This is a genomic window from Roseateles amylovorans (assembly GCF_025398155.2).
GTDB lineage: Bacteria > Pseudomonadota > Gammaproteobacteria > Burkholderiales > Burkholderiaceae_C > Roseateles > Roseateles amylovorans.
Window position 1 is genome coordinate 2,518,107 of record NZ_CP104562.2, and the last position, 26,060, is coordinate 2,544,166.

The 26,060-nt window shown below is 66.6% G+C and carries 21 protein-coding genes; 12 read left to right on the forward strand and 9 right to left on the reverse strand.

The genetic code is table 11. From position 1 onward, the window contains the following. Positions 1-174: 174 nt before the first annotated feature. Positions 175-942 carry a YdcF family protein gene (locus N4261_RS10710; protein WP_261760130.1) on the reverse strand — a complete coding sequence of 256 codons (768 nt, stop codon included), beginning with the start codon at positions 940-942 and terminating at the stop codon, positions 175-177. A 64-nt stretch (positions 943-1,006) separates the two neighbouring features. Here N4261_RS10710 and N4261_RS10715 point away from each other — a divergent pair, with 64 nt between their 5' ends. From N4261_RS10715 to N4261_RS10745, 7 genes are all read left to right on the forward strand, one after another. Further along, positions 1,007-5,308, forward strand: coding sequence for a DUF748 domain-containing protein (locus N4261_RS10715; RefSeq protein ID WP_261760131.1), 4,302 nt, complete (start codon positions 1,007-1,009; stop codon positions 5,306-5,308). A 171-nt stretch (positions 5,309-5,479) separates the two neighbouring features. After that, the gene (gene msrA, locus N4261_RS10720) at positions 5,480-6,094 is read left to right on the forward strand and encodes a peptide-methionine (S)-S-oxide reductase MsrA (protein ID WP_261760132.1); all 615 of its coding nucleotides are present in this window, start codon (positions 5,480-5,482) and stop codon (positions 6,092-6,094) included. Beyond that, positions 6,091-6,822: an ABC transporter ATP-binding protein gene (locus N4261_RS10725; RefSeq protein ID WP_261760133.1), complete on the forward strand. Its 732-nt coding sequence runs from the start codon at positions 6,091-6,093 to the stop codon at positions 6,820-6,822. The genes msrA and N4261_RS10725 overlap by 4 nt, the downstream gene beginning before the upstream one ends. Positions 6,823-6,895: 73 nt before the next feature. After that, a complete protein-coding gene (locus tag N4261_RS10730) occupies positions 6,896-8,308 on the forward strand; it encodes an ABC transporter permease (RefSeq protein WP_261760134.1) in 1,413 nt (470 codons plus the stop codon). A gap of 465 nt (positions 8,309-8,773) precedes the next feature. Then, positions 8,774-9,358 carry a DUF3299 domain-containing protein gene (locus N4261_RS10735; RefSeq protein ID WP_261760135.1) on the forward strand — a complete coding sequence of 195 codons (585 nt, stop codon included), beginning with the start codon at positions 8,774-8,776 and terminating at the stop codon, positions 9,356-9,358. A gap of 26 nt (positions 9,359-9,384) precedes the next feature. Next, the gene (locus N4261_RS10740; RefSeq protein ID WP_261760137.1) at positions 9,385-9,981 is read left to right on the forward strand and encodes a hypothetical protein; all 597 of its coding nucleotides are present in this window, start codon (positions 9,385-9,387) and stop codon (positions 9,979-9,981) included. Positions 9,982-10,505: 524 nt separating this feature from the next. Continuing rightward, positions 10,506-12,764 (forward strand): TonB-dependent receptor, encoded by a 2,259-nt coding sequence (locus N4261_RS10745; protein WP_261760138.1) that lies wholly within the window; start codon positions 10,506-10,508, stop codon positions 12,762-12,764. A gap of 538 nt (positions 12,765-13,302) precedes the next feature. Here N4261_RS10745 and pdxH read toward each other — a convergent pair. Continuing rightward, entirely contained in the window at positions 13,303-13,938 is a 636-nt protein-coding gene (gene pdxH, locus N4261_RS10750; RefSeq protein ID WP_261760139.1) for a pyridoxamine 5'-phosphate oxidase, read from the reverse strand. 143 nt (positions 13,939-14,081) lie between these two features. Between pdxH and N4261_RS10755 the strand changes: the two genes are divergently transcribed. After that, on the forward strand, positions 14,082-14,747 hold the full coding sequence (locus N4261_RS10755; RefSeq protein ID WP_261760140.1) for a nucleotidyltransferase family protein: 666 nt from the start codon (positions 14,082-14,084) through the stop codon (positions 14,745-14,747). Positions 14,748-14,978: 231 nt separating this feature from the next. Here the strand turns inward: N4261_RS10755 and N4261_RS10760 are convergent, their stop codons facing one another. Then, on the reverse strand, positions 14,979-15,608 hold the full coding sequence (locus tag N4261_RS10760; protein ID WP_261760141.1) for a gamma-glutamylcyclotransferase: 630 nt from the start codon (positions 15,606-15,608) through the stop codon (positions 14,979-14,981). A gap of 238 nt (positions 15,609-15,846) precedes the next feature. Here N4261_RS10760 and edd point away from each other — a divergent pair, with 238 nt between their 5' ends. Next, complete coding sequence (gene edd / locus N4261_RS10765) at positions 15,847-17,667, forward strand: phosphogluconate dehydratase (protein WP_261760142.1); 1,821 nt, start codon at positions 15,847-15,849, stop codon at positions 17,665-17,667. Between the two features lie 121 nt (positions 17,668-17,788). Then, complete coding sequence (locus N4261_RS10770; RefSeq protein ID WP_261760143.1) at positions 17,789-18,424, forward strand: bifunctional 4-hydroxy-2-oxoglutarate aldolase/2-dehydro-3-deoxy-phosphogluconate aldolase; 636 nt, start codon at positions 17,789-17,791, stop codon at positions 18,422-18,424. A 237-nt stretch (positions 18,425-18,661) separates the two neighbouring features. On the opposite strand, the gene N4261_RS10775 is transcribed toward N4261_RS10770, so the two are convergent. The 6 genes from N4261_RS10775 to N4261_RS10800 form a co-directional block, all read right to left on the reverse strand. Further along, entirely contained in the window at positions 18,662-19,150 is a 489-nt protein-coding gene (locus N4261_RS10775; protein WP_261760676.1) for a PaaI family thioesterase, read from the reverse strand. 200 nt (positions 19,151-19,350) lie between these two features. Continuing rightward, entirely contained in the window at positions 19,351-20,115 is a 765-nt protein-coding gene (gene xth, locus N4261_RS10780) for an exodeoxyribonuclease III (protein WP_261760144.1), read from the reverse strand. Between the two features lie 321 nt (positions 20,116-20,436). Beyond that, entirely contained in the window at positions 20,437-21,348 is a 912-nt protein-coding gene (locus tag N4261_RS10785; RefSeq protein ID WP_261760145.1) for an FAD:protein FMN transferase, read from the reverse strand. 5 nt (positions 21,349-21,353) lie between these two features. Beyond that, positions 21,354-22,685 (reverse strand): DUF3570 domain-containing protein, encoded by a 1,332-nt coding sequence (locus tag N4261_RS10790; protein WP_354005409.1) that lies wholly within the window; start codon positions 22,683-22,685, stop codon positions 21,354-21,356. Beyond that, complete coding sequence (locus N4261_RS10795; RefSeq protein WP_261760147.1) at positions 22,585-22,812, reverse strand: DUF4266 domain-containing protein; 228 nt, start codon at positions 22,810-22,812, stop codon at positions 22,585-22,587. Before N4261_RS10795 ends, N4261_RS10790 begins: the two co-directional genes overlap by 101 nt. A gap of 2 nt (positions 22,813-22,814) precedes the next feature. After that, complete coding sequence (locus N4261_RS10800) at positions 22,815-23,363, reverse strand: TlpA family protein disulfide reductase (RefSeq protein ID WP_261760148.1); 549 nt, start codon at positions 23,361-23,363, stop codon at positions 22,815-22,817. 918 nt (positions 23,364-24,281) lie between these two features. On the opposite strand from N4261_RS10800, the gene N4261_RS10805 reads away from it, so the two are divergent. Both N4261_RS10805 and N4261_RS10810 read left to right on the forward strand, forming a co-directional pair. Further along, positions 24,282-25,007, forward strand: coding sequence for a sensor histidine kinase (locus N4261_RS10805; RefSeq protein WP_261760149.1), 726 nt, complete (start codon positions 24,282-24,284; stop codon positions 25,005-25,007). Next, entirely contained in the window at positions 25,004-25,933 is a 930-nt protein-coding gene (locus N4261_RS10810) for a LysR family transcriptional regulator (protein WP_261760150.1), read from the forward strand. Before N4261_RS10805 ends, N4261_RS10810 begins: the two co-directional genes overlap by 4 nt. Positions 25,934-26,060: the final 127 nt, after the last annotated feature.

The window sequence follows — 26,060 nt, forward strand, 5'->3', positions numbered from 1 at the left end:
AGAGCCCCACAGGCGGCTAGTCCGCCCCACCCCTTCCCCGACCGGGTCGCCCGGCGCGGAAGGGGTTTCTCATGGTCATGGCGCCGAGCCGCCGAGACGCCGCGCCGATGTGCCGCTGAGCCGCTGAGCCGCTGAGCCGCTGTGCCGCCGAGCCGCTGTGAGGCTGCTCCGCGCTCAATGGCCGGCCATCCACCCCAGCCATTCATAGCCGAGGTAGCGGGCGCGGGCGATTCCTTCCTGTGACGGCAGCACATCGCGCCATTCGTAGCCGGGCGGATTGAGTCCGATGGGCGCCGGCACCAGCTCGATGTCCTGGGGCAGTTCCGCCCGGAAGGCCCGGATGGCGCGGCGCATATGCACGTCATGGGTGACCAGCACGACCCGCCGGATGCCCTGGCCCTTCAACATCTCCGCACTGAATCGGGCGTTGTCGCGGGTGTCGGCGGAACGGTCTTCCAGCCAGCGGGGCGTGAACCCGAACTGCTCGCGGGCGAGCCGGTCCGCCAGGGCGGCCTCGCTGGGTTGACCCGGCTTGGGGAAGCGCCCGGGACCGCCGGACATCAGCAACGGACAGTCGCACTGCCGCGCCAGCCAGATACCGTAGCGCAGCCGCTCGACCGACAGCGTCTTCAATTGCGAGCCGTGATACTCCGGCACCAGCACCCGGCCGCCGGCCCCCAGCACCACGATGGCCGTCTGGGGTGCAGGCACCTCGGCCAGGCGGCGCAGGTCGAAGGCGGACTGTCGCCCGAGCAGCCGATCCTGCAGCCACTGCGCGCCGAAATCGGTGCTGCCCACCCAGACACTGACCAACCCCAGCACGAACATGGCGCGCGCGGCCCAGGCGTGGCGAGGTCGCAGCCACCAACCGAGCAGCAGCAGCGGGAAGGCGCCGGTCGGCGGTAACAGAAACGCCGCGAGGCCGTGTGTCAGTTCGTTCATCGGTGTCAGGCGTTGAGGGCCGCCAGCATAATCCCGATGGTTGATGACTTCGGTGACTGCTCACGTGCTGTTTTCCTCTCTGCCGATCTGGCCGCGGCGCGTGGCGCGCGGGATGCTGGGCCTTGTGCTGCTGATCGTCGCGACGCTGTTGATCGCGTGGTTTGCGCTGCCCCTGTGGATCGAGCGTCAAGGCGTGCGGATCGCCAGCGAGCGGCTGGGGCGGACCGTCACACTGGAAGCAGCCCACTTCACGCCATGGCGCCTGGCGCTGGCCCTGGAGGGGCTGCGGATCGGTGGCCCGACGCCGGAGTCGCCCGCCTTGCTCGAGGTCAAGCGCATCGAGGCCGCGCTGTCGCCACGGTCGGTGCTGCATCTGGCGCCGATCCTGTCCTCGCTCACCATCGACACCCCCCGACTTCGGGTGGCCGTGTTGGCGCAAGGGCACACCGACCTGGACGACGTCATTGCCCGCCTGACCCGCGGCCCGGCGGCGGATCCGGCAGTGCCGGCGCAGGAACCCGACCTGGCGCTCTACAACATCCAGTTGGTGGGTGGTGAAGTGCAGGTGGATGACCGCAGCGCCGGCATGACGCACCGGCTCAGCGATTTGATGCTGGGCGTGCCGTTTGTCTCGACGCTGGACGCGGATGTCGACGTGCATGTGCAGCCTCGGCTGTCCGGTCGGCTCAACGGTGTTGTCTTTGAAAGCGAAGCCCAGGCGCAGCCGTTCGCGCAGACCCGAAGCGCCAGCCTGACCTTCAAGCTGGATACGCTGGACCTCGCCGCCTATCGCGCCTACTGGCCGCATGCCTTGCCCTTGCGCCTGGCCCGTGGGACCCTGACGGCGCAACTGACACTGGACTTCCATCAACCGAGGGCGCAGCCGCCGGTGTTGAAGCTCAGCGGACGGGCGTCGGTGCACCAATTGGCGCTCCAGCGTCGTCCTGCCGAGACCCCTTCCGCGACCCAAGGCGGCGCCGCAGGCACCGACGGTTGGGAGGACTGGCTGCGCTGGGGCGACCTGACCGTCGATCTGGCCGATGTCCAGCCGCTGCGGCGCCAGGTGCTGCTCTCCGGCCTGACCCTGGAGCGTCCCGAGCTGTTGCTGGGCCGCGATGCCCAAGGGCGATTTGCAGTGCCTCTCGTGGACAGCACCGCGGCCGCCACGTCCTCCCGGCAGGGCGGTTCGCCGGTCCCACGGCAGGCGGCGGCGTCGGCAGTGCCGTCATTGAAGCTGTCGGCCGTGGCCACGTCTGCGCCGTCCAACGAGGCCGCGAGGGCCATGGCGGCGGCCTCGGCGGCCCTGGCGCCGGCGCCTGCCACCGCCCCGACACCCTCGGCCTGGCGCTTGGGGATTGCACGCCTGGACGTCCGTGACGGGCGCATCGGCTGGGACGACCGTGCGGTGAAGCCCGCTGCCACCTTGGGCCTGAATGCGCTCACGCTGAAGGGCAGCGGCTTGAGCTGGCCGCTGGCGAAAGCGGCACCGATCGAGCTGTCGGCGACCTTGGCACCGCAGGGCGATGCCGTACCTGCCAAGCAGGGCAAGACCGCGTCAGGCGGTGCAAAGTCGGCGTCGGCGTCAGCGTCAGCGTCGGCGACCGTGACTGCCAAGGGTCAGCTCGGCGCCGACGGCGTGGCCGTGGACTGGGCGCTGCGGGACCTGTCCCTGGGCTGGTTCGCGGATTACCTGAAGGCGGCGACGCCGCTGCGAATCGGAGGACAGGTCTCTGCGCAGGGCAGCGTCCGTACCGGGCCGCAAGGGGAGGAGGTTCGGCTCGCTTTTCGCGATCTGGCGTTCACACGGCTTGAGGCGGCCGATGGCCAGAAGGCCGTGGTGTCGATCGACACGCTCAGCCTGGACCAGGCGGACATCGCGTTCGACGCCCATCGGATCAGCGCCGGCCGGCTGCTCGTGAAGGCGCCGCGCGCCCAATTGGCGCGCGATCAGGCGGGGGCCTGGAACTGGCAAGCCTGGCTGCCGGCGGGCGGGTCGTCCGCCGACGCGGCGGCCACCCCGGCGGCTCGTCCGACCGCGGTGGCCTCGGCGGCCGTGGCGGCCAGCGCCGCTCCGGGCGCCGATCCGGGCGCGTCGTCCCCATGGACGGCGCAGCTCGCCGAGGTGTTCTTGGAGGGCGGCGATGTCCAATTGATGGACCTCTCGACCCATGTGCTGGATGACGAACCGGCGCGTCCGGTCGGTGTCCAGGAGCTGAGCCTGCGCTTGTCCGCCCTGGATTGGGATGGTCAGCAGCTCCGCAAGCCGACCAACGCCCAGCTGAGCCTGACGATGCGTCGACCGGACGCCACCCGCCGCAGCGCGCGCGAGGCGCCGCGTCTGCAGTGGGAGGGACAGATCGCGATGTCGCCGCTGAGGGTCAGCGGCCGGGTGAAGACCGAGCGCCTGCCGCTGCATTGGGTGGATCCCTATCTGGATCCCTCGATCGGCATCCATCTGCAGCGGGTCGAAGCCAGCCTGAAAGGCGATTTCAGCTATGCCGATCAACCGACCGGGCCCTCCCTGCAAGCCGCAGGGGACCTGCTGCTGGCCGAACTCCGCTTGCGCCAGGCGCGGCTGCAGGAAGGGCGCCGCCGCTCCGCCGAGGACCTGCTGAGCTGGCAGGCTTTGCGCCTGAACGGCTTCAAGCTGCGGATGGCGCCGGCCCGGGCGCCGGAGGTCGTCATCCAGCAAGCGGGCCTGGACGAGTTCTACGCCCGACTCATCATCAATGAGCAGGGGCGACTCAATCTGCGCGATCTGCGCCAGACCGATCAAGGCCAGGCGGTGTCCGCCGCGGCGGGCGCTTCGTCCGCCGTTGGCGCGGAACCGGGGGCTGCCGTGGCCGCCATGAAGCCATCGACACCGGTCGCCACGGACGCCGCCCGCGTGGTGGCCGGCGCCGCACCCGCCGTGGCCGCCAGCGGGCCCGCCGCCGAGCCCGTCGTGCGGCTGAGCATCGCGGAGACCCGACTCAACGGCGGGCAGGTCGATTTCAATGACCGGTTCGTCAAGCCCAATTACAGCGCCCGATTGAGCGAACTGACCGGCACCCTGGGCAGTTTCTCGGCAGGGTCGACCGCGATGGCACCGCTGCAACTGCGCGGTCGTGTGGCGGGCACCGGGCTGCTGGACGTGAGCGGAGCGCTCAATCCCAGCGGCGCGCCGCTGGCGCTGGACATCACCGCCAGCGCGACCGACATCGAGCTGGCGCCGCTCTCGCCGTATGCCGGCAAATACGCCGGTTATGCAATCGAGCGCGGCAAGCTGTCCAGCCGGGTCCACTATCAGATCGAGCCGGGCGGCCGTCTGGTGGCGGAAAACAAGATCGTGCTGAACCAGCTCAGCTTCGGCGACCGCATCGACAGCCCGGAGGCGACCAAGCTGCCCGTCCGGCTGGCCGTGGCCCTGCTGAAGGACAGCAACGGGGTGATCGATGTGAACCTGCCGATCAGCGGCTCGATCAACGACCCGGATTTCAGCGTCGGTGGCTTGATCGTCAAACTGATCGTCAATCTCCTAACCAAGGCGGTCACCGCGCCGTTCTCGCTGCTGTCCGGCGGAGGCAGCGCGGAGATGAGCCAGTTGGCCTTCCCGCCCGGCACCGCCAGCCTGCCGGAAGCCACGGCCCAGCGCCTGGATGCCGTGGCCAAGATCCTGGCGGACAAGCCGACGCTGCAGTTGAGCATCACCGGATGGGTGGATGCGGCAGCAGAGCGCCGCGCCGCCCAGGCCGTCCAGTTGGAAGAGGCGATGCTGGCAGAGCGTCGCCGTGAGCTGCGGCGCCAGCAGAACACGGTGCCGGTCGCCGCTTCGGCACCGGCCGCGGCATCCGCATCGCCCGCGCGCGCGAAGTCGGCCGCGGGGGCTCCGGCGTCCGCGCCGACCGTGGCGGATGCTGCAGCGCAGGCTTCCGACGCGGCGACACCTGCGGACGGGTCGGCCGGCGGGGTCGCGGTGGGCGCAGCGGGGGCCTCGTCCGCGCCCGCCGGGGGCGGTGTGACCGCCTCGCCGGCCCAGGTGCCGATCACGCTGGACGATGCCCAGCGCCAGCGCTTGTTGAAGGTGGTCTACGACAACGCCAAGCTGCCCGACAAGCCGCGCAATCTGCTGGGCTTGGCCAAGGACCTGCCGGCTGAGCAGATGCGCCAGTTGTTGATGGACAGCTATCGCATCAGCGATGAGCAGATGCGCGAACTGGCATTGCAGCGTTCGGTGGTGGTGCGTGATGCGCTGATCGCCCGGGGCGTGCCGAATGCGCGTCTGTTCCTGGCCTCGCCGAAGCTGCATGAATCCGAAGCCGGGCAGGGCACGGACGGTGATCGAGGCTGGCAGCCGAAAGTGGATTTGTCGCTGACCGCCCAGTGAGGCTTGACGGCTGCTCTATGCTGGAACGACGTCGGCCCCATCTGGGGACGTTCCGCCCCACACGCCAGACCGGCCCCACCGGCCCCACCGGCCCGACCCGCCCGGTGGCGACGTGACGCAGGGCGTCCCCAAGCTTCGTTCTGCGGACTTCACGAGCACAAGGAAGATGCCATGACTGCCACGACCACTTCATCATCCCCCGCCAACGGCCTGAACCCTGGCGGCCCAGGCGTCGCCCGTCCCGCCAAAGAGGACCTGATCACCTTGGGCGGCGGCTGCTTCTGGTGCACCGAGGCGGTGTTTCTGCGCGTCAAGGGCGTGCTGGGCGTCGAGTCCGGCTACACCAACGGCGCGGCTCAGAATCCCAGCTATGAACAGGTCTGTTCCGGCAACACCGGACATGCGGAAGTGGTGCGGGTGCGCTTCGACCCGAGCCAGGTCAGCCTGAGCGATCTGCTGCAGGTCTTCTTCACCATCCATGACCCGACCACACTGAACCGCCAGGGGGCGGACGTGGGCACGCAGTACCGCTCCGGCATCTATTACCAGCGCACCGACCAACTCGCCGACATCCGCCAGGTGATGGACGAGGCCAACCGCGCCCATGGCGGCAAGGTGGTGACCGAGGTGCAGCCGGAGCAGAACTACTGGCCGGCCGAGGCCTATCACCAGCGCTATTTCGAGAACCATCCGGAGCAGGGTTACTGCGCCTTCGTGGTCGCGCCGAAGGTGGACAAGTTCATGCTGCGCTTCAAGGCGCTGATCAAAGACGAGGCGTCGGCTTGAGTCTGCTGGTTTTGGATGAGCTCCGCCTGCGCTATGGGCGGGCCGATGATCCGGGCTCGGCGCTGTTGAGTTTTCCGTCCTTCACCTTGCCCGAGGGGGGCCATCTGCTGTTGCGAGGCGCCTCCGGCAGCGGCAAGAGCAGCCTGCTGGCGCTGATGGCCGGTCTGCTGACTCCCACCAGCGGCCGGTTGACGATGGCCGGCATCGACCCGGCCCAACTGTCCGCCGCGGCGCGTGATGCTTGGCGCGGCGCGCAACTGGGCTTCGTGCCGCAGCGTCTGCACCTGAGCGCGTCGCTCACCGTGCGCGACAACCTGTCGCTGCCGTATGTGGCTGCGGGCCTTCGCCCGGACCTGGCGCGCATTACCGCCGTGCTGGAGGCCTTGGGCATTGCGGGCCTGCAGTCGCGGCGTCCGCATGCGCTCAGTCAGGGCCAGGCGCAGCGGGTGGCGCTGGCTCGGGCGCTGCTGCGCTCGCCGCGCTTCGTGCTGGCGGACGAGCCCACGGCCAACCTGGACGACGAGGCCTGCGCCGCCACGCTCGGGCTGCTGCGCCAGGCGGCGGAGGACCATCGGCTGTGCCTGGTGATCGCCTCGCACGATGCGCGCATCGAGCAGGCCTGGGGCTCATGGTCGGCGCTGCATCGGCTGCGGCTGGGCGGGTCGGCCACCGTCGATCGGACCGGATCGGCCGGGGTCAATGGGGCCGTCGGGGCGGTGTCGTCATGAGCTGGGTCTCTCGATGGATGGCGCACGACGCGCAGCCATTTCGCGTGCAGGCCTTCCTGCGGGGGAGCGCTCGATGACGGCCGCGCCCTTGACGCTGCCCCGTCTGGCCTGGCGCTACCTGTGGGCGCGCCCGATGCTGACGGCGCTCAACCTGCTGCTGCTCAGTCTGGGGCTGGCGGCCATCGGCTTCGTCGTGCTGGTCAGCGAGCAGCTCGAGCGCGGCTTGAAGCGTGATCTGGCCGGCATCGACCTGGTGATTGGGGCCAAGGGCAGTCCGATGCAGATCCTGCTGGCGGGCGTCTTTCACCTGGACCAGTCGACCGGCAACATTCCCCTGGCCACGTTGGCCCAGGTGAAGGCGCAGCCGCTGGTGGCGCAGGCCGTGCCGATCTCGCTGGGTGACAGCTTCCGCGGTTTCCGGATCATCGGGACCACGCCGGACTATTTCGCGCTTTATGCGCTGCCGCTGGCCGAGGGGCAGGTCTGGTCCGGGCCGATGCAGGCGGTGATCGGGGCCGAGGTGGCGCGCCGCACCGGCCTGAAACCGGGCGAAACCTTCCACGGTACCCACGGACTGGGTGAGCAGGGCGATGCCCATGCGCAGGCCTACACCGTCGTCGGCGTAATGGCGGCCACGGGCGGCGTGGCCGACCGGCTGGTGCTCACCGATCTGACCTCCGTCTGGGAAGCCCATGCACAGCACGGGCATGGCACCTCCGCCGCAGGCGTGCCCACCGCCGCCCACGGCGACGAGCGGGATTGGTCAGCTCGCCACGGTCCCCAAGCCGATCGGGCGAAACCTGCCGACCATCATGGACGCGACGACCGTACTGGCCACGCCGAGCGCGCGGAGCACGTCGAACATGCCGGACCTGTCGATGTTGCGGACCCGTCGGACCAGTCGGGCCATGGGGACCGTGCGGAACATGCTGCCGATGACCGCGAGATCAGCATGCTGCTGGTCCGGTACAAGGGCCCGCTGGCTGCGGTGATGTTGCCGCGATGGGTCAATGCGCAGGCGGGCCTGCAGGCCTCGGTGCCGGCGTTGGAGACGGCCCGGTTGCTGTCGATGCTGGGCGTCGGCATCGAGGTGTTGCGCGGCTTCGGCCTGGTGCTGCTGGTGGCCGCGGCGATGTCGGTGCTGGTGGCGCTGCTGCATGCCGTGCGGGAGCGGCAATCCGATTTGGCCATGCTGCGCATGCTGGGCGCCACCCCCGGGCGTGTGGCAGGGCTGATCGGCCTGGAAGCGTGCATGCTGGCGGCGCTCGCGACGGGGCTGGCGCTCGGGCTGGCGCATGCGTTGGTGGGCGCGCTGGGGATGGTCTTGTCCGCGCAGCAGTCGGTACGGCTGTCGGCGGGATGGCTGTCTCCGTGGGAGCTCACGGTGCCGGTGCTGGCCTTCGGCTTGGCCCTGCTGGCCGCTGCCTGGCCCGCCTGGCGCGGCTATCGGCTGGATGTGACCGACCTGCTGCAGACGCCGCGCTGATCGCGTTTGCGCCTCAAGAGGGTCGATGGCGATCCAGCGATCCAGCGATAGACCGATAGACCGATAGACCGATAGACCGATAGACCGATAGACCGATAGACCGATAGACCGATAGACCGATAGACCGATAGACCGATAGACCGATAGACCGATAGACCGATAGACCGATAGACCGATAGACCGATAGACCGATAGACCGATAGACCGATAGACCGATAGACCGATAGACCGATAGACCGATAGACCGATAGACCGATCGGCGTCGCACCGGCTCGACCCGAACGTCTTTCGCACGGATGTCGACGATCGTCCCGGGCCGGGCTCCCGCCGGGGAAGGGCGACCGTCGGCGATCCCGTCGCCGACACGTCGTCGCGGCGACCCCACGCCACCGGTCGCGGCACCGAGCCGCGACATCACCGCCACATTTGGAAGGCACAATGTCGGGCTTCAGGAGTTCCAAGACGATGACTGCCTCCTTCCCCAGCGCTTGCTGTGCCGATATCCGCCTGTGCCTGCGCGCCGCCGTGGGCGCGATGCTGGTGGTTGCCGGCCTGGGTGCCGTGCAGGCGCAGTCGTCGGGTTCGGCTGCGGGGCAGGGCGGTGCCGCTGCTGTGGCGGCCATCGGGCAAGGCCCCGGTTATCACGATCCCCGCAGCCCGTTCAAACCGCTCCAAGAGATCGACGGCGTGCTGAGCTGGAAGCTGCTGTCGTCGGTCACCACCAAGGCGGACAAGAGCCGGGTCATCCCCAGTTTTCCCGCCGCTGTCCAGGCCCTGGACAAGCGCACGGTGAAAGTGCAGGGCTTCATGATGCCGCTGGAGCCGGGCGACAAGCAGAGCCATTTCCTGCTGTCGTCGGTGCCCACCACCTGTTCCTTCTGCGTGCCCGCAGGCCCTGAGGGTCTGGTGGAGGTGCGAAGCAAGTCACCGGTTCGCTACACGCTGGAGCCGGTGACGGTGGAAGGCCAACTGGCCGTACTCAGCGACGATCCCTACGGCATGTTCTATCGCGTGACGCAGGCCGTGCCTGCCTCCGTGCCCGCGCGCTGAGCCGGGTCGACCTCCCCCGCATCGACATGCTGAGCCTCCACACGCTCCACCGACCCCAGCGCCTGCAGCGCGGGTGGATCTGGCTGTGCGTGGTCAGCTTGCTGGCGTTCCAGGTGCTGGGCCTGGTGCACCGGTCCCTGCACGGCGGCAGCCTGCCGGCGCAGCTTCGTCTGGCGATGCAGGCGCAGTCCTTGCGCGCCAGCGTGGGGCAGGGAATCGGAATCGGAATCGGAATCGGACTCGGACTGGAACTCGGACTCCGACGGGTCCCAACGCAGGCGCTCGCGCGGTCTGCGGATACAGGAACCGTTGCCAACGGCGACGGCGCCGTCATCTCGTCGTCCGGCCGGTGGACGCCAGGAGGCGCTGACACGGCCGGGACCATCGCCAGCACAGCCGACGTGCCTGGTCCGGTCGACACCGCCGGCGCTCGATTCGGCCACGCCGCGGGCAGCACCGACTGTCAATTGCTGGACCAACTGGGCCAGGCCCTGGGTCCCATCGTCCAGGCCATGGCCTGGACCGCGCTGCTGCCGGACGGTCCGGTGGCCACGCCGCAACCGCACAGTGCGCCGCTGGCGCGCGTCTGGCGTCTGCCGGCGCGCGCACCGCCGCTGGCCTGAACGCGCTCCCTCGATCCCCGTTGGGATCTGCCCGCCTCCGAGGCGCGATCGCTCCCCCTGGCCCTGCGCTGTCTCAGCGTTGATTCAGGTGGGCTGCTGGTCCGCTGCAGGCGACGGCACAGAGGCCACCGCTGGACGTCGGCTTTGCAGCCAGCGTTCCGGGTGGACTTCGGGGCGCACCGCTTCGCTCCCTTCATGGCCTGCTGCCCGGGTTGGCGGCGCCCTGTCGTTGTCCGTCCTTGCGCCAGTGATTGCTGGGAGCAAGGCGCCATCGACAAGGGCCCTCCGACACCGGCCGCGTTGCCTGAGCAGGGGCCGAGGCCTGCGTCCTGCGTGCCGCGCCGATGCGCACCCCTCGGGGCACCCCCTTGTCATTGATGGCGCAGAGAGCGTCGGCCGGTCGTCGGCATGCGGATCGCGGAACGATCCTGCGGCGAATCGGGTCGACCAGTCGGCTGCACCGTGTCCCGGTCGAGATCGACCGCGACACGGGCAGCGCGGACGCTGCGCCTGCGAGAGTGTTCATGTCCAAGAATCAAATCAGCGCTTCGGCGTCCCTCCATGTCGTGGCTTCGTCGGTGGCGTCGTCCTTCGCTGCTGCCGCTCCCTCGGCGTCCTTCTCCACCCGTTGTGTCGACACCGCCCGGTCGATGAGCGCTGCCGGCGTGGCCCGGCGCAGCCGGCTGGCGCAGGCGGTCGCGCTGTCGTTGGCGTTGGGCGGTGCGTCCGCCTGGGCCCAGGAGGCGCCGGCAGCGGGCGCGGCGTCTGCTGAGGCCCCAGCCGCTGTGGATGCTGCGACTTCAGCAGCCGCAGGGTCGGCTGGATCGGACGCCAAGGCCGGCGCCGCGCCCAAGCGCAAGGAAACGCTGCAAGCGGTGGTCATCACCGGCAACCCGCTGGGCCAGCGCGATCTGGTCGCGCCGGTGCAGACCCTCAGCGGCGATGCGCTCACCCTCAAGCGCGGGTCCAGCCTGGGCGACACGTTGGAGGGCCTGTCCGGCGTCGGCTCGACCTACTTCGGTCCCAACAGCAACCGGCCCACGCTGCGCGGGCTGGATGGCGATCGGGTCCGGATGCTGAGCAACTCCGGCGCGTCGGTCGATGCGTCCAGTCTGAGCTTCGACCATGCGCTGCCAATCGATCCGCTGGTGCTGACCCGCATCGAGGTGCTGCGCGGTGCCGCAGCGCTGCAATACGGCGGCAATGCCATCGGTGGCGTCGTCAATGCGATGGACAACCGCATTCCTCGACTGGCGCAGCCCGGCTTGAACGGCGCGGCCGAGGTGCGACTGGGCGGCGCGTCGAATGAGCGCGGCGGCGCGGTGGTGCTGGATGGCGGCACCTCGCAATTCGCCTGGCATGCCGATGCGGCCGATCGCCGGGCCGACGACCAGCGGGTGCCGCGCTTCGAGAGCGAGGATGGCTCCAGCACGCGTGTCCGCAATTCCGACGCCCACAGCCGCAGCGGCGCGCTCGGCGGCTCGTTCCTGTTCTCGCAGGGCTATGCCGGCGTGTCGGTGGAGGATTATCACAACGACTACGGGGTGACGGTGGAGCCCGATGTCCGCATCCAGATGCAGCGCCAGCGTTTGGCGACCGCTGGCGAGTGGCGGGATGTGATGCCCGGCCTGACGCGCCTGCAGTGGCAGTTCGCGAGCAGCCGCTACAAGCACCAGGAAGTGGAGGGCGACGGCGCGGTCGGCACCGTGTTCGAGTCCGACGGCAAGGACGGCCGGATCGAGGCCCAGCATGCGGCCCTGCAGACGCCCTGGGGTCCGGTTCAAGGCGTGCTGGGTTGGCAATGGGAGAAGAGTGACTTCTCCGCCTTGGGCGAAGAGGCGCTGGTGCCCAACACCACCACCCGCAACAACGCTCTGTTCCTGATCGAGCAGTTCAAGGCCGGCCCCTGGAGCCTGCAGGCCGGCGCGCGCAGCGAACGGGTGACGGTCTCCTCCATTGGTGGCGATGAAGACCGCTTCGGTGCGCCGACCTCGCGCCGCTTCAGCCCGAAGAGCCTGTCGCTGTCCGGAGCCGTTGAACTGGGCAGCGGTTTCAGCCTGTCCAGCAGCGTGAGCAGCAGCGAGCGTGCGCCGACCTTCTACGAGCTGTTCGCCAACGGCGTGCACGTGGCCTCGGGCGCCTACGAAGTGGGCGACCTCAACCTGGGCATGGAGAAGGCGAAGGCGGTGGACCTGGGTCTGCACTGGAAGCAGGGTGAGGCCAAGTGGAGCGTGCAGGTCTATCAGACCCGCTTCTCCAACTACCTCGCGCTGGATGCCACCGGCCGCCAGATCGACGAGGACGGCGAAACCTTCCCCGAGTACGCCTATACCGGCGTGCGCGCCCGCATGCACGGCGTGGAACTGGAAGGCCATCAGCCCCTGCCGTCGGTGGCGGGGTGGGACTTGAGCCTGGGCACGACGCTGGACATCGTCCGTGGCACCAACCTCGACACCCATGAGGCGCTGCCGCGCCTGGCGCCGGTGCGTGGCAGCGTGTCGCTGCAGGCCGCGAGCGGTCCGTGGCTGCTGCAGGCCGAGCTGCGAGGCGCGCTGCGCCAGGACCGGGTGCCCGCGCTGGACACACCGACTGCGGGCTACGGCATCCTGCGCCTGAATGTGGCGCGCCACTTCGACCTCGCCGGTCTGGATGCCATGTGGTACCTGAAGCTGGACAACCTGGCCAACAAGCTGGCCTACAGCGCCAGCAGCGTGCAGACCATCCGTGACCTGACCCCGTTGCCCGGTCGCAGCCTGTTCGCAGGGATGCAGGTGAAGTTCTAAGCAGGGTGCCGCCGAAGGACTGTCGACGGTCCTTCGGCATTCCGCGTTCTGTGCTCTGTGCTCTGTGCTCGGTGCTCGGCGCTCCGCGCTCTGCGCTCCGCGCTCCGCGCTCTGCGCTCTGCGCTCCGCGCTCCGCGCTCTGCGCTCTGCGCTCCGCGCTCCGCGCTCTGCGCTCCGCGCTCCGCGCTCTGCGCTCTGCGCTCCGCGCTCCGCGCTCTGCGCTCTGCGCTCTGCGCTCTGCGCTCTGCGCTCTGCGCTCTGCGTTGCTGCGTTCGTTGGGGACTCGTGCGGCCCTCATGGGCGCCGGGTTTGGAGCGCGATGGCGATCCCACGGCACGCCCACCGTGCTCCGATGGATCACCCTCAGGCGATCCGGCAACGGACTGTCGCTAAGGCGCCAGACTTTGGCGCGAGCCGCTGCCAGAGCATCGACATCGACATCGACATCGACCGACACCGCACACGGTGCGAACACACGAACCAAGGGGCGCCTGGAGCGCCCCTTTCTTCTTCAACAATGCCGCCTGACGGTCCAGGGTTACGGCGCCAAGCGCTCCCTCAACCAGACGCCGTTTTCCAACCGATACACCAGCCGGTCATGCAAACGCGATTTACGACCCTGCCAGAACTCCCACCGCTCCGGCACCAGCCGATAGCCCCCCCAATGCGGCGGGCGGCTGGGGCTGAGGCCGTGCTGGGCCGCGGCCTTGGCCGCGTTGGCCACCAGCACCGCGCGGGAGCTGATGACCTGGCTTTGCGGCGAGGCCCATGCGCCCAGGCGCGAGTCCAGCGGTCGGGAGGCGAAGTAGGCGTCCGATTGCGCGGCATCGACCTTCTCGACACGGCCCTCGATCCGCACGACGCGTTCCAGCTCCACCCAGTGGAACTGCAGCGCGGCGAACGGATGCGCGGCCAGTTCCCGGCCCTTGCGGCTGTCGTAATTGGTGTACCAGACCAGTCCGCGCGCATCGATGTCCTTGATCAGCACGATGCGGGTGGACGGTCGGCCGTCCGGCCCCACGGTGGCCAGGGTCATCGCGTTGGGTTCGGGCACCTTGGCGTCCAGCGCCTGCTGCAGCCATTGCTGGAACTGCAGCAGCGGCTCGGAGGCCGACTGGTGTTCGTCGAGTTCATCGCGCTCGTAGCTCTTGCGCAGGTCAGCGAGTTTGTCCATAGCCCCGGAGTATCGGGCGAATCCTTAAGTAAAGCTCCCAGTCGTGAAACTCCGGGTGTGAGGATCGCCGGACGGCAGGCATGCTGCATTGCACCGGGCGAAGAACCGGAAGCAGCGAGGGTTTCAACCTGAAGGAAGTACGAATGAATCAGCGACGACCCGCTGTTGTCGTGCTCGCGGCTGGGCGTGGCCAACGCTTTCGCGGGGAAGGTCACAAGCTGGAACAGGTCGTGGGGGAGGAAACCGTGCTGGCGCATACCCTGCGCCAGGCGATCGCATCGGAACTGCCGCTGGTGGTGGTGACCTCCGCCGCGCTGGCGCCGCTGGTGAGTCCCCATGTGGCCGCCCGCGACATGCTGGTGCTGCCCGACCAGGACCGCCTCGGGCGGCCAATGCCGGTGGGCATGGGCCACTCGATCGCGGCCGGTGTCGCCGCCACAGGGGACGCGCCGGGCTGGCTGATCCTGCCCGCGGACATGCCGATGCTGCGCACCGACACCCTGCTGGCGGTGGCGCAGGCCCTCTCGGACGACCCGATCGTGTTTGCCCAGTACCGCGGGCGACGCGGCCATCCGGTCGGTTTCAGCGCCGAACTCTTCTCCGAACTCGCCGCGTTGAAGGGCGACGAGGGCGCGCGTCGCCTGCTGGCGCGCTTTCCTTCGCAGCCGGTGGAGGTGGACGATCCCGGCGTGCTGATCGACGTGGACACGGTGGAGGATCTGCAGCGCCTGCGCGGTGCGGATCCGTCGGCGCCGACCGCCCCGGCCGGCGCCTCGGGACAGCGCGCGAGGATGAACCTGCTCGGTTGATCCGCCGCTTCGGCGGGCCGATGCAGCCTGACGCTGCCAACGCCTGACCCGCGCCGCGATGGACAAATCGGGTGCAGGTTGTCCGGGCCTGTGTCGCGGCCTTGACCGCAGCTGATCCCTGTCGATCCTTACCGGCCGTTGCCGACGGCCAAGCCGTGAGCGGGGTAAGGGTGCGCGCTCGACCGACCCGTGGCGCCGAGGCCCGCCACCTCCGATCGACTGGACCCGTGCCTACAAGCCGTTCGAGCGAGCGAGTGCGAGTTGGCGCTCCAGGGCGCGGTCGCGGATGTCGTGCTCGCGCAGGCAGGTCACCGCGCGCTGCAGGTAATCCAGCGTGGTGCCGTAGCGGCCGTGCGCGTGACGCAGGATGTGCAGCAAGCGATCGTCGCTGAGCTCGCCCACCCAGCCCGGACTGCGGCGCGACAGCGTGAACGCCAGCGCGCGGCGTTCACCATCTTCGCAATGGCAGCTCAGCCAGCGTGGCACATAGGTGCCCACCACCATCTCCCGCAGCCAGAGCCGATGCAACGTGGCTTCACTGCGCTCGGGCGAGACCCGATAGAGCAGGCCGCGGCAACTGCCGCCGGAGAGCAGCGTCATCACCAAGCCGGGCTGCTCGGCGCTGCCTCGGTTGACCAGGGAGCGCAGGCGCAGGGCGCGGTGATAGCCCCGCACCTTGGCCACCACGGTCTGGGTCGGATCGAAGCCGGGGTTCCACATCAACGAGCCGTAGGCGAACAGCATCAGCCCCTGTTCGCGATCCCATTGCTCACGGATCTGGTCATACCACTGCCGACTGTGGGCGGGAAGATCCTCCAGCCGCGCATCGGCGAGCGGATCGAGGACGGGCGCATTCGACATCGTGGGGGAGATCGGCAGTGGCGGAAACAAGTTCATCATGCTGCCACAAGCGCCGGCGCGAGACGACCGCCGGGTAACCAGGTGAAATGCCGCACACCGTTCGCCGACGGGTGAGCCGCAGGCGGGCGATTTGCCACTTGTAACTCTCTCGTACCCGGAAATGCCACCCGAAGAACGGCGGACGAGCGTGTAATATGGTTACCAATCAAACCCTGGCTGAGTTACATCAGCAGTCGGCATGAACAAGACGCTACTCGACGTCACCGCCCGCATCCGCGCGCGAAGCGCCGCCAGCCGCGAGCGCTATCTGGATCTGATTGAACGCATGGCGGGCCGCCAGCGCGGCGTGCAGCGCCTGGGCTGCGCCAACGTCGCCCATGCGGTGGCCGCGATGCCGGCCAACGACAAGCTGCGCATCGTGGCGGAAAAGGCGCCGCATCTGGGCATCGTGACCGCCTACAACGACATGCTGTCGGCGCATCAACCCTATGAGGGCTACCCATCGCTGATCCGCGACGAGGTCCACCGCCAGGGCGCCACGGCGCAGGTCGCCGGCGGCGTGCCGGCGATGTGCGACGGCGTGACCCAGGGCACGCCCGGCATGGAGCTGAGCCTGTTCTCGCGCGACACCATCGCCATGGGCACCGCGATCGCGCTGTCGCATGATGTGTTCGATGCCGCACTGCTGCTGGGCATCTGCGACAAGATCGTCCCCGGCCTGCTGATCGGCGCCTTGCACTTCGGTCATCTGCCCTGCGTCTTCGTGCCGGCGGGACCGATGAGTTCCGGCCTGTCGAACAATGACAAGGCCAAGGTCCGCGAGCTGTATGCGCAGGGCAAGGTCGGCCGCGAGGAATTGCTCAAAGCCGAGTCCCAGGCCTATCACGGCGCCGGCACCTGCACCTTCTACGGCACTGCCAACAGCAACCAGATGCTGCTCGAAGCCATGGGGCTGCATGTGCCGGGCGCGGCCTTCGTCCATCCGCATGACGGCCTGCGCGAGTCGCTGACCCGCGAGGCGGTGAGCCAGGCGCTGCGCATCATTCCCCAACGCGACTACACGCCGATCGGCCGCATGGTCGACGAGCGCACCATCGTCAATGCGATGGTGGCGCTGCTGGCGACCGGCGGGTCGACCAACCACCTGATCCACTGGGTGGCGGTGGCGCGGTCGGCGGGCATCCTGATCGACTGGAGCGACTTCTCCGATCTGTCGGCCGTGGTGCCGCTGCTGGCCCGGGTCTATCCGAACGGCAGCGCGGACGTGAACCAGTTCCAGGCCGCAGGCGGTCCCGGCTTCGTGATCCGCGAACTGCTGGGTGCCGGCCTGATGCATGGCGACGTGCTGACCGCTGTGGCTGGCCAAGGCCTGAGCGCCTTCGCCCGCCTGCCGCATCGAGCCGACGATGGCTCGGTGCAATGGACCGACCTGCCGGCCGACAGCGGCGACGATGCGGTGGTGCGGACTGCCGCGGCACCGTTCTCGCCCACCGGCGGCCTGAAGCTGCTGTCCGGCAACCTGGGGCGTGCGGTGATCAAGGTGTCGGCGGTGCCGGAAGACCGGCACACGATTGAAGCCCCGGCCCGGATCTTCGACAGCCAGGAAGCGATGCAGGCGGCCTTCAAGGCCGGCGAGCTGGAGCGCGATGTCGTCGTGGTCGTGCGCTTCCAGGGCCCGCAGGCCAACGGCATGCCGGAACTGCACAAGCTGACGCCGCCGCTGGCGGTGCTGCAGGGCAAGGGCTTCAAGGTGGCGCTGGTGACCGACGGCCGCATGAGCGGCGCCTCCGGCAAGGTGCCGGCCGCCATCCATGTGAGCCCTGAGGCGCTGGCCGGCGGACCGCTGGCGCAATTGCGCGACGGTGATGTGGTGCGGGTCTGTGCCAACACCGGTGAGCTGACGGCGCTGGTTGACCCCGCCACCTGGGCGGCCCGCGACATCGCGGTGATCACACCCGAGGCGGTGGCCGAGAACGGCGCCGGCATGGGCCGTGAGCTGTTCGCCGGCATGCGCCGCAACGTCACCACGGCGGAAGAGGGCGCGGTGACTTGGTTGTGAGGCCCGTGGCCCGCGCGACCGCATCGTTTCCGACCTCCGTCCCCGCATCGGTGCGCTGCGCCGCACCGCATTCATCGCATCGCATCGCATCGCATTCATCGCATTGCCACAAGGAATTCGCATGAGCACTCCCCTGGACACCCTGAGCCTGGCCACGCACGGCCCGGTGATCCCCGTCATCGTCATCGATCGCGTTGAGGACGCGGTCCCGCTGGCACGCGCCCTGGTGGCTGGCGGCGTCAAGGTGCTGGAGGTGACGCTGCGCACGCCGGTGGCGCTGGACGCGATCGCCGCCATCGCCCGTGAGGTGCCGGAGGCCATCGTCGGTGCGGGCACCTTGCGCACGGCGGCGGATGCGGCGGCGGCCAAGCAGGCCGGCAGCCGGTTTGCCGTCAGCCCGGGCTTCACCCTGGAACTGGCGCGCGCCTGCGAGGCCCAAGGCCTGCCGCTGTTGCCCGGTGTTTCGACCGCCAGCGAGGTCATGATGGCCGCCGACGCCGGCTACCGCTTCCTGAAGCTCTTCCCCGCCACGGCGGTGGGCGGCACCCAATTGCTCAAGGCACTGGCCGGTCCGTTCGCGGACGTGGCCTTCTGCCCGACCGGCGGCATCACGCCGCAGACCGCGCCCGATTTCCTGGCGCTGCCAAATGTGAAGGTCTGCGGTGGCTCCTGGCTCACGCCGGCGGATGCGGTGAAGGCGGGCGACTGGGCCCGGATCACCCAACTGGCCCGGGAGGCCGGCGCATTGCGCGCCTGATCGGGCGGACCAGCCGTCGGTTGACGGCTGGTAGGTGATCCGCTCGTTTCATGACGTCGCGACCTCGCGACCTCGCGACGTTGCCGTGGCCGGTTCATCCGGCCACTGCTGCGTCTGGGGGAGCTTGGGTGAGGGGAGGTGCGGTCCTCGGGACGTCCGCCTCACCACGGGGTGACCGCTGACCACGGTCGACGGGGTGACCGCTGTGGGATGTCCGCGGAGCGTCGGACCGGCGGGTCAGCCTTCCGCAGGCCTTGGGGGCGCGTCGAAGATCAGGCAGGTGGTGCTGCCGTGCGCATAGAGCTTGCCGTCCGGACCGATCAGATCGGCTTCGGCGGTGGCCATCTGGCGGCCGACATGGCGCACCCGACCGATCGCTCGCACCAGCGGCACACGGTCATGCAGCGCACGCACCAGGTTGATCTTCAACTCCAGCGTCGTGTAGCCGCGGCCGGGCGCCAGCGTGGTGTGCACGGCGCAGCCCAGCGCGGAATCCAGCAAGGTTGCAAACCAGCCGCCGTGGACAGTGCCCAGCGGGTTGTAGTGGCGGAACTTGGGCGTGCCCTGGAAGACGGCTTCCCCAGCGCCCACCGACACCAGGGTGAAATCCATGGTGTCGGCGATGGGCGGCGGCGGGAAGCGGCCGTCCAGCAGGGCCTGCATCTGTTCCATGCCGGTCAGGCCAGCCACATCCGCGGGCGAGGCGACGCCATGGTCGCGACGCATCCGGCCCCGCGCGGCGGCGGCCTCGGCCTGCCACTGTGCCAGCACTTCATCGGGCGTGGGCTGGGGGGCGGACGGGATCTCGCTCATCGGAACTCCTGAAGGGTGACCAGCCGCCAAGAATAGCGGGTGATGACGACGTCCGTTGGAGGCGGGCCACCGACGGCGTGGTGGGCGAAATGGCCGCCCGATCGCCGATTACCTCAATCCAGGGTGACGATCACTGGCGCATGGTCGCTGGGGCGCTCATTCTTGCGGGGCAGCTTGTCGATCACACAGGCGGTGACCCGTGGGCGCAGTGCCTCGCTCACCAGAATGTGGTCGATGCGCAGGCCCTGGTTCTTGCGGAAGGCCAGGTTGCGGTAATCCCACCAGCTCCAGCTCTTGGGCGCTTGCTCGAACAAGCGGAAGGCGTCGACCAGGCCGATGTCCAGCAGGCCCTTGAAGTGCTCGCGCTCTTGCGGGGTGCAATGAATCTGGCCGGCCCAGGCGACCGGGTCGTAGACGTCGCGGTCTTCCGGAGCGATGTTGAAGTCGCCCATCAACACCAGTTGGGTATGCTGTTTCAGTTCGTCGGCCACCCAGGCGCGCAGGCCGTCCAGCCAGGCCATCTTGTAGACGAACTTGTCGCTGTCGGGCGCCTGCCCGTTGGGAAAGTAGGCGCCGATCACCCGCACGCCGGCCACCGTGCCCGCAATGACGCGGGCCTGCTCATCGGCATAACCGATGATGTTCTTCACCACGTCCTGGGCGGGCTCGCGGCTGATCAGCGCGACCCCGTTGTAGGTCTTCTGGCCGAACCACTGCACCTGATAGCCGGCCTCCTGCAGCGCTTGCTGCGGGAACTTGTCGTCGGTGAGTTTGGTTTCCTGCAGCACGATCGCGTCCACCGGGTTGGCGCTCAGCCAGTCCAGCAGTTGCGGCAGGCGCACGGCCAGGGAGTTGACGTTCCAGGTGGCGAACTTCATGGGATCCGTAACCTATTGATTGGAAGAGGGGGACGTCTCGTTTCGAAGCCTCCGGAGCGTCCCGCGTTTGAAACTGCCGGGGCGGTCGTTCAGCCAGTTCCGAGACCTGTGCGTGTCGATACCGCGCGTGAGGGCGGTCGACGAGCTGCAGGCTGCGCCAGTCGCTGCGGCGTCTGAATTCAGTGAGCTCGATTCTCGCTGAAAGCGCAGCCACTCCCTCGGACGGATCGACGAGGGCTGTCTTCACCGATCTGATCGGCGAGTTTCACAGGCTCCGACCTGCCTTCGCAGGATGCGTTGTAGTCCCGATCCTGGAGAGGCTCACGGGGAGGAGCCTGAACCATGCGGGGCGCCGCTGGCATCGATGCCAATCCAACTGACGCCTTGCTCCGAGAGAAACGCAGCCGCACGGTCGCCCATCAGCATGGCCACGGTGCTCATCACACCGGCCGCCAAACAGGATGGCGCGATGACGCTCATGGACTGCCAGTGATTCACTGGCCAGCCCGTCATCGGATTCAAGATGTGACAGTAGCGTTGCCCCTCCACCTCCATGAATCGCTCGTAGTCGCCACTGGTGGCCAGCGAGCCGCCGGTGAGTCCGATTCGACACGCCAAGGTGCCCGGACGTCTCGGATGTGCTATGCCGAGCGACCAGGCCGATCCGTCGGGTTGAGGCCCCAGCACCCGGATGTCGCCGCCCAGGTTCACGTAACCATGCTTCAAACCGGCGTCTTGAAGCAGAGAGGCCGCCCGGTCCGCCGCGTATTCCTTGCCGAAACCACCAAAGTCCAATTCCATTCCCACCCGTGAAAGACGCACATGGGTGTCGGTGAGCTCCACATGCTGCCAGCCCACGCGTTCAAGGAGAGGCATCAGTTCCTGCGAAGAGGGCAACTTGCCGTCGTCGAATCGCCATGCGCGACGCAACACCCCTGAGGTCACGTCGAACAGACCCTGACTTCGCTGATGCATTTGACCGGCGAAACGAAGCAGACCGGCCGTCTCTGCATCGATGGCAACCGGCTCGCGGTGTCCTGCGCGCGCATTGATGAGCGACAGCACGCTCGTTGCGCGGTAACGCGAGTAGCGCTTCTCCACACGGATCACTTCTGCGGCGGCCCTGTTTACCGCCTCGCGAACCCTGGATACGCCGAGAAAACCTTGATGGACCCGGATCGCGCAGACGGATCCCATCGCTCGGAATTCGAGAAATTGATGCGGGACAGCCATCTCGACTAGAACCTTCTGCTGATTCCAAACTGCCAGAAAATCGCATCAAGTCGATCAAGGCTGAACGTTGTTCTCTGTGAGGGCAGCGCCCAATTGCTTTGCTGGCGATACTTCTCGAGCTTGTAGTCAATCAGCCAGAGCTGGTCCACTTGCCATTCAATCTTCAGTCCCGCGGTCAGCGCACCAAATGCGGCCAGGCGTTGATCCGCAGAGAATAATTTGGGGGCCGGCGGTGGCGCTGGAAAACCGTCCAGCCCCGGCCCTCCAAAAAAATCTGCAGAGTTCTGGGAGTAATAACGGAGGCTCGGCGTCAGGGTCAGGTGCCTCAGCATGGGCGTGGCCAAGCCCAGTTCGATGGTGTGGGACCGAATGCCGTAGCTGTCGGCGTAATACCGATAGCTGCTTTTCAGGGCCGAGGATCCCAACCAACGATTCCACCGGATGATCCCTGTGTTTGCATCACGTTGGCGGGGCCGTCTGTCGGAGAGTTTGTAGGGATCCGAGAGGTAGCCCCGAGCGCGACTTGATGCCAAATTGAGCTGAAACACATCTTTGGACGACCAGACATAGGTCACGCCCAGCTCCAACTCGAGGGTTTGCCTGCGTTCGTCGACCACTCGCTCGTTGGCGGGATTGATGCGATCGCGCGTCAAACCAACGCCCAGATTCCAGACGGTGTTTTGGTCTTCGCTTGATTGGGTGGTCTGAGCAGAAAATGCTTGGGAGATGTAGTCATTTTCCTCAGAGCGCGCTGTCCCGACACTGAGTGAACTGCGCGGCCAGAAGCGGCTGATCTTGGCATCGAGCGCGTTGCGCACCTCTTGCATTTGGCGTGCGCCTCGCATGTCCGAGTAATACTGGGGAGTCGCGCCCGATACGGAATCTCGCGTGAACGAACCCTGGGCTGCCCAATGTCCGCCAAACGGGGCAAGCACATACAGCGAGGGACTGCTGACCCGAACCCGTCGTCCGTCAGTACCCGCACCGCTGGCGCCGGATATCGCGTCTGCTGAACCGGACCGTCCTGCCAGATCGCGAGCCGACCACGCTTGGGGCGCGCGTCCGAACTCCCGCACTGAGTTTGGCGGCGCAGGTTGTTCCTCAGAATAGTGAAACTGTTTATATGCCACGATGCCTTCGGTCGGCATTTCCTGCGCGATTGCCGTTTCAAGCATCACGCCTGGCAGCGCCATGGCGGCCAAACTGATGGATCCGAGTCGTCCCCAGCGGTGTTTCTCAGTTGCAACCACAACCGCCTCCACCCACGCCGCTGCCGCCCGACGCCGCTTCTCGACTGAAATAGAGATGTGCCGAGAGGCCTGCCTCGAGCGGATCACTGTTCATCCGCATCGCGTTGCGAGCGAGGTCGCCTTTCTCCCAGGCCCGAGGCGGTGAATGGCTGGCGCATGCTGCAAGCGACATCAACAAAAGTGCAGACATGACTTTGATCGCAATATTCAACATGTTTACTTCGTGGCCCGGAAGTTGACTGGCATCTGCTGCAGATATTGGGCAATCTGAGCCTCGATCTCCGCCGTGTCTTCCAGGCGGAACCCCTTGTGAATAGCAATGACTCGGCCATCGGGACCAATCAGCAATGACGTGGGCATTGCCTTGATGCGATAGTTCTTGGGCACGTCTCCAACTGGATCGAAGGCGACATCGAAGCTCATCGGGATACTTCGCAAGAATTGCATCGCCTCTGCCCGATTGACATCCAGATTGACGGCAACAATTCGAAGCCCTTTGGCGCCATATCTGGATTGCATGTCATGCATCCAAGGCAATGACTGGCGACATGGTGCACACCATGTCGCCCAGAAGTCCAGATAGACCAAATGCCCTTTGTAGCGAGATAACTGAAGTTCGCCCAATCGACTTTCAAGTTTGAAATCCGGCGCGCTATCCCCCAGCGTCACCGCTGATACGGGCGGGTGAGATATAAGAATCGCAGCACTCGCCACGAGACAACGAAGCCGGCGTCCATAAAAATGGACCAGAAGCGTTTTTTTCATTGGATCCTTCAGGCTTGAGCTGCGGCTTATCTCTCTGCCCAACTCGCCCGAAGTGTTCACGAGCGAACGCGCTTGGACCAGCGAGTTTTTCCGACGGCTGCATCCAGCTTCCGTTGAGATGGCGCAGACCTTTTTTGGATCAGATGAACCGGCAACTGATTGAGATGATTTGCATCAGCGCATCAGCGTATCAGTGCATCAGTCTGAGATTACCGGCTGGGAGCGAAACTACCGGGCGTGATCTGGAACGGGCAAATTGATCGGCCACACCGCATACCCACGGAGCATGGGAGATTTGCTTCGCTCGGAAAGATCAACTCGCCGCATACGTCCTCAGAATTTCTTCGCGGGTGTTCGTCGCGAATCAGAGCCAGGGGTCCCGTGTGCTGACTTTTTCGTAACGCTGAGCCGTCGCCGTTAGAAAGTCGGTGAAGCCGCCACCCATGAGCGTGTCGGAAACCGCGTATTCCCCTGCTCCATTGCCTTAGGCATGAGTCGGTCATGAACGGGTCGTTCCATGGTCAAGACTTTGCTTGGCTGTTTGTCAATCATCCGCACCCATCAGCGCGACGGCTGATCCACTAAAAATAGATTGGATCTTCGGTGACTACAAAAAACCCTGTTCAAGCAAATACGACGCGATGCCAAAACAACCCCGAGGGTGAAGCGTCGGGCACCCCTTCCATGGCGTCGTTGCCATCCCGATTGCCTGGTGGTCATTGGAATCGGATGAGAACCTGGGTTGAATCCACCCTTGCGGGCGTGAAAACGCCAATACCCCAGCCACCTGTCGCGGCGAGAGGATATGCACCGGTTGGGGAGATCGATCGAGCGGCGACCACGCAGTCGGCGCCATCTCCGCTGGAGCAGCAGAAGGCCTCAGAGCTCGCGACCAATCTCATTGTGGGATGCCACGAGTTGAGCGTGCCCCTCACGGCCCTATCCCGTCTCTCAAAGAAACTGCTCGCTGACGATTCCGTGGGTGAGGCACACCGGAAAAGCCTGACTCATATCGTCCGATGCAGTGAAAACCTGTTGGTTCTGATCAGCGATCTCGCCGAATTGGCGGGGGAGAAAAACTGGGGCGTTGGACTTCGCCCCGGCCCGGTCCGATTACGTGATCTGTTATCCAACACGATCGAGATCACCCGCCCATTGGCAGAAAAGAAGTTCATCGATTTGCGCCTGCAGATCAGCCCCAGTATCCCGGTCATGGTTCAGGCTGATGAAGTGCGGCTGCGCCATGTACTGCTGGGGTTGATCGCTCATGGCATCAGCATTTCCGACCACGGGCCCGTGAGGCTTGACGTGCGGCGCAAGGATGACCTTCTTCGAAGCAACCCATCGACGGCGACTGTGGAATTCATCGTTGAAGATATGAGCGCGAAAGTCGAGCCGTGCTCATTTTTCAGCGTCGACGCCACACCGGCTGCACCCTACGCGACGGAACGGCTCATTCAGGACCTCGGCGGACAGCTGCATATCGTCAAGGAGCCCGAACTCGGTTGCCGGCTCATCTTTTCCATTCAATTGGACATGCCTTGGCTTGCCAACGAGCCATTGCGCGAGGGGCACCGTGTTTTCTCCGGTGCACGTTCAGAGAATGAAGTGATTCCACAGCGTCGGCGGGCTGATACAGCGTGAAATACGATATTGTGGATCTGAAACTCCTGATTGCAATTGCGGAGGCAGGCAGCGTCACAACGGCTGCATCCGCGTGCTTTCTGGCGCCGTCTTCTGCCAGCTTGCGCTTGCGAAATCTCGAGGATGCAGTGGGGACGTCGCTGTTCGAGCGCCATGCGCGCGGCGTGACACCGACCGAAGCCGGTCATTCGATGTTGGGATATGCGCGCACCTGTGTGCAGTTGCTCCAGGCCATGAACGATGAGATGGCCAGCTACGCCAGTGGTCTGAAAAGTCAGCTGCGGTTGTTTTCAAATTGCACCGCAGCGGCTTCAGTGCTGCTGGATGACCTGCAGCCATTTCTCCAACAGCACCCCAACCTGAGAATCAGTCTGGAGGAGCATCCCAACAGCGATATCGCCAGCGCCGTTGCAGCTCAACGTGCCGATCTGGGCATTCTGGTTTCTGGCATCCCACATCCAGACCTGGAGTACCAGGAATACCGTAATGAAGAGCTCGCCGTGGTGGCCTCACCGGGGCATCCCATATTCAAGTCGGAAAGCATCTCATTCTTCGAATGTCTGAAGTTTCCGATGGTCGGACTCCCGCCGACGGCGCCGATGCAGCGGTATCTCCACAGCAAGGCGCAGGCGCTGGGGATGAAAATGGACGTGAGGATGCAAGTTTCTTGCTTTGCCTCCGTGCTCAGGTTGGTGGCGGCTGGGGTGGGGGTGGCCATTCTTCCAGTCGATATTCTCACGCCACGGTTTGCCGACCAGTGCCAGACGGTCAAGCTGACGGACGCTTGGGCAAGGCGCAAATTGCTGGTCTGCCGATCGAGAGATTCCGTCGGTATTCAGCGCTCCGTCCACGCTCTCAGCCTTTATTTGAGCAACTTGCATCGACAACGATTGCCAGACTTGGAGATTGAACAAAGGGTCAACTGACCGGCCTCCAGTGAAAGGCGCTGGTGGCGTTCATGGCTCTTCTTTTTGGGGAGCCTGCGGGGACATCACGTCGCACGGCGCTGAGTAAGGGGCGGGGTCTTGCTCGAACGGTTGAGTGGAATCCGAA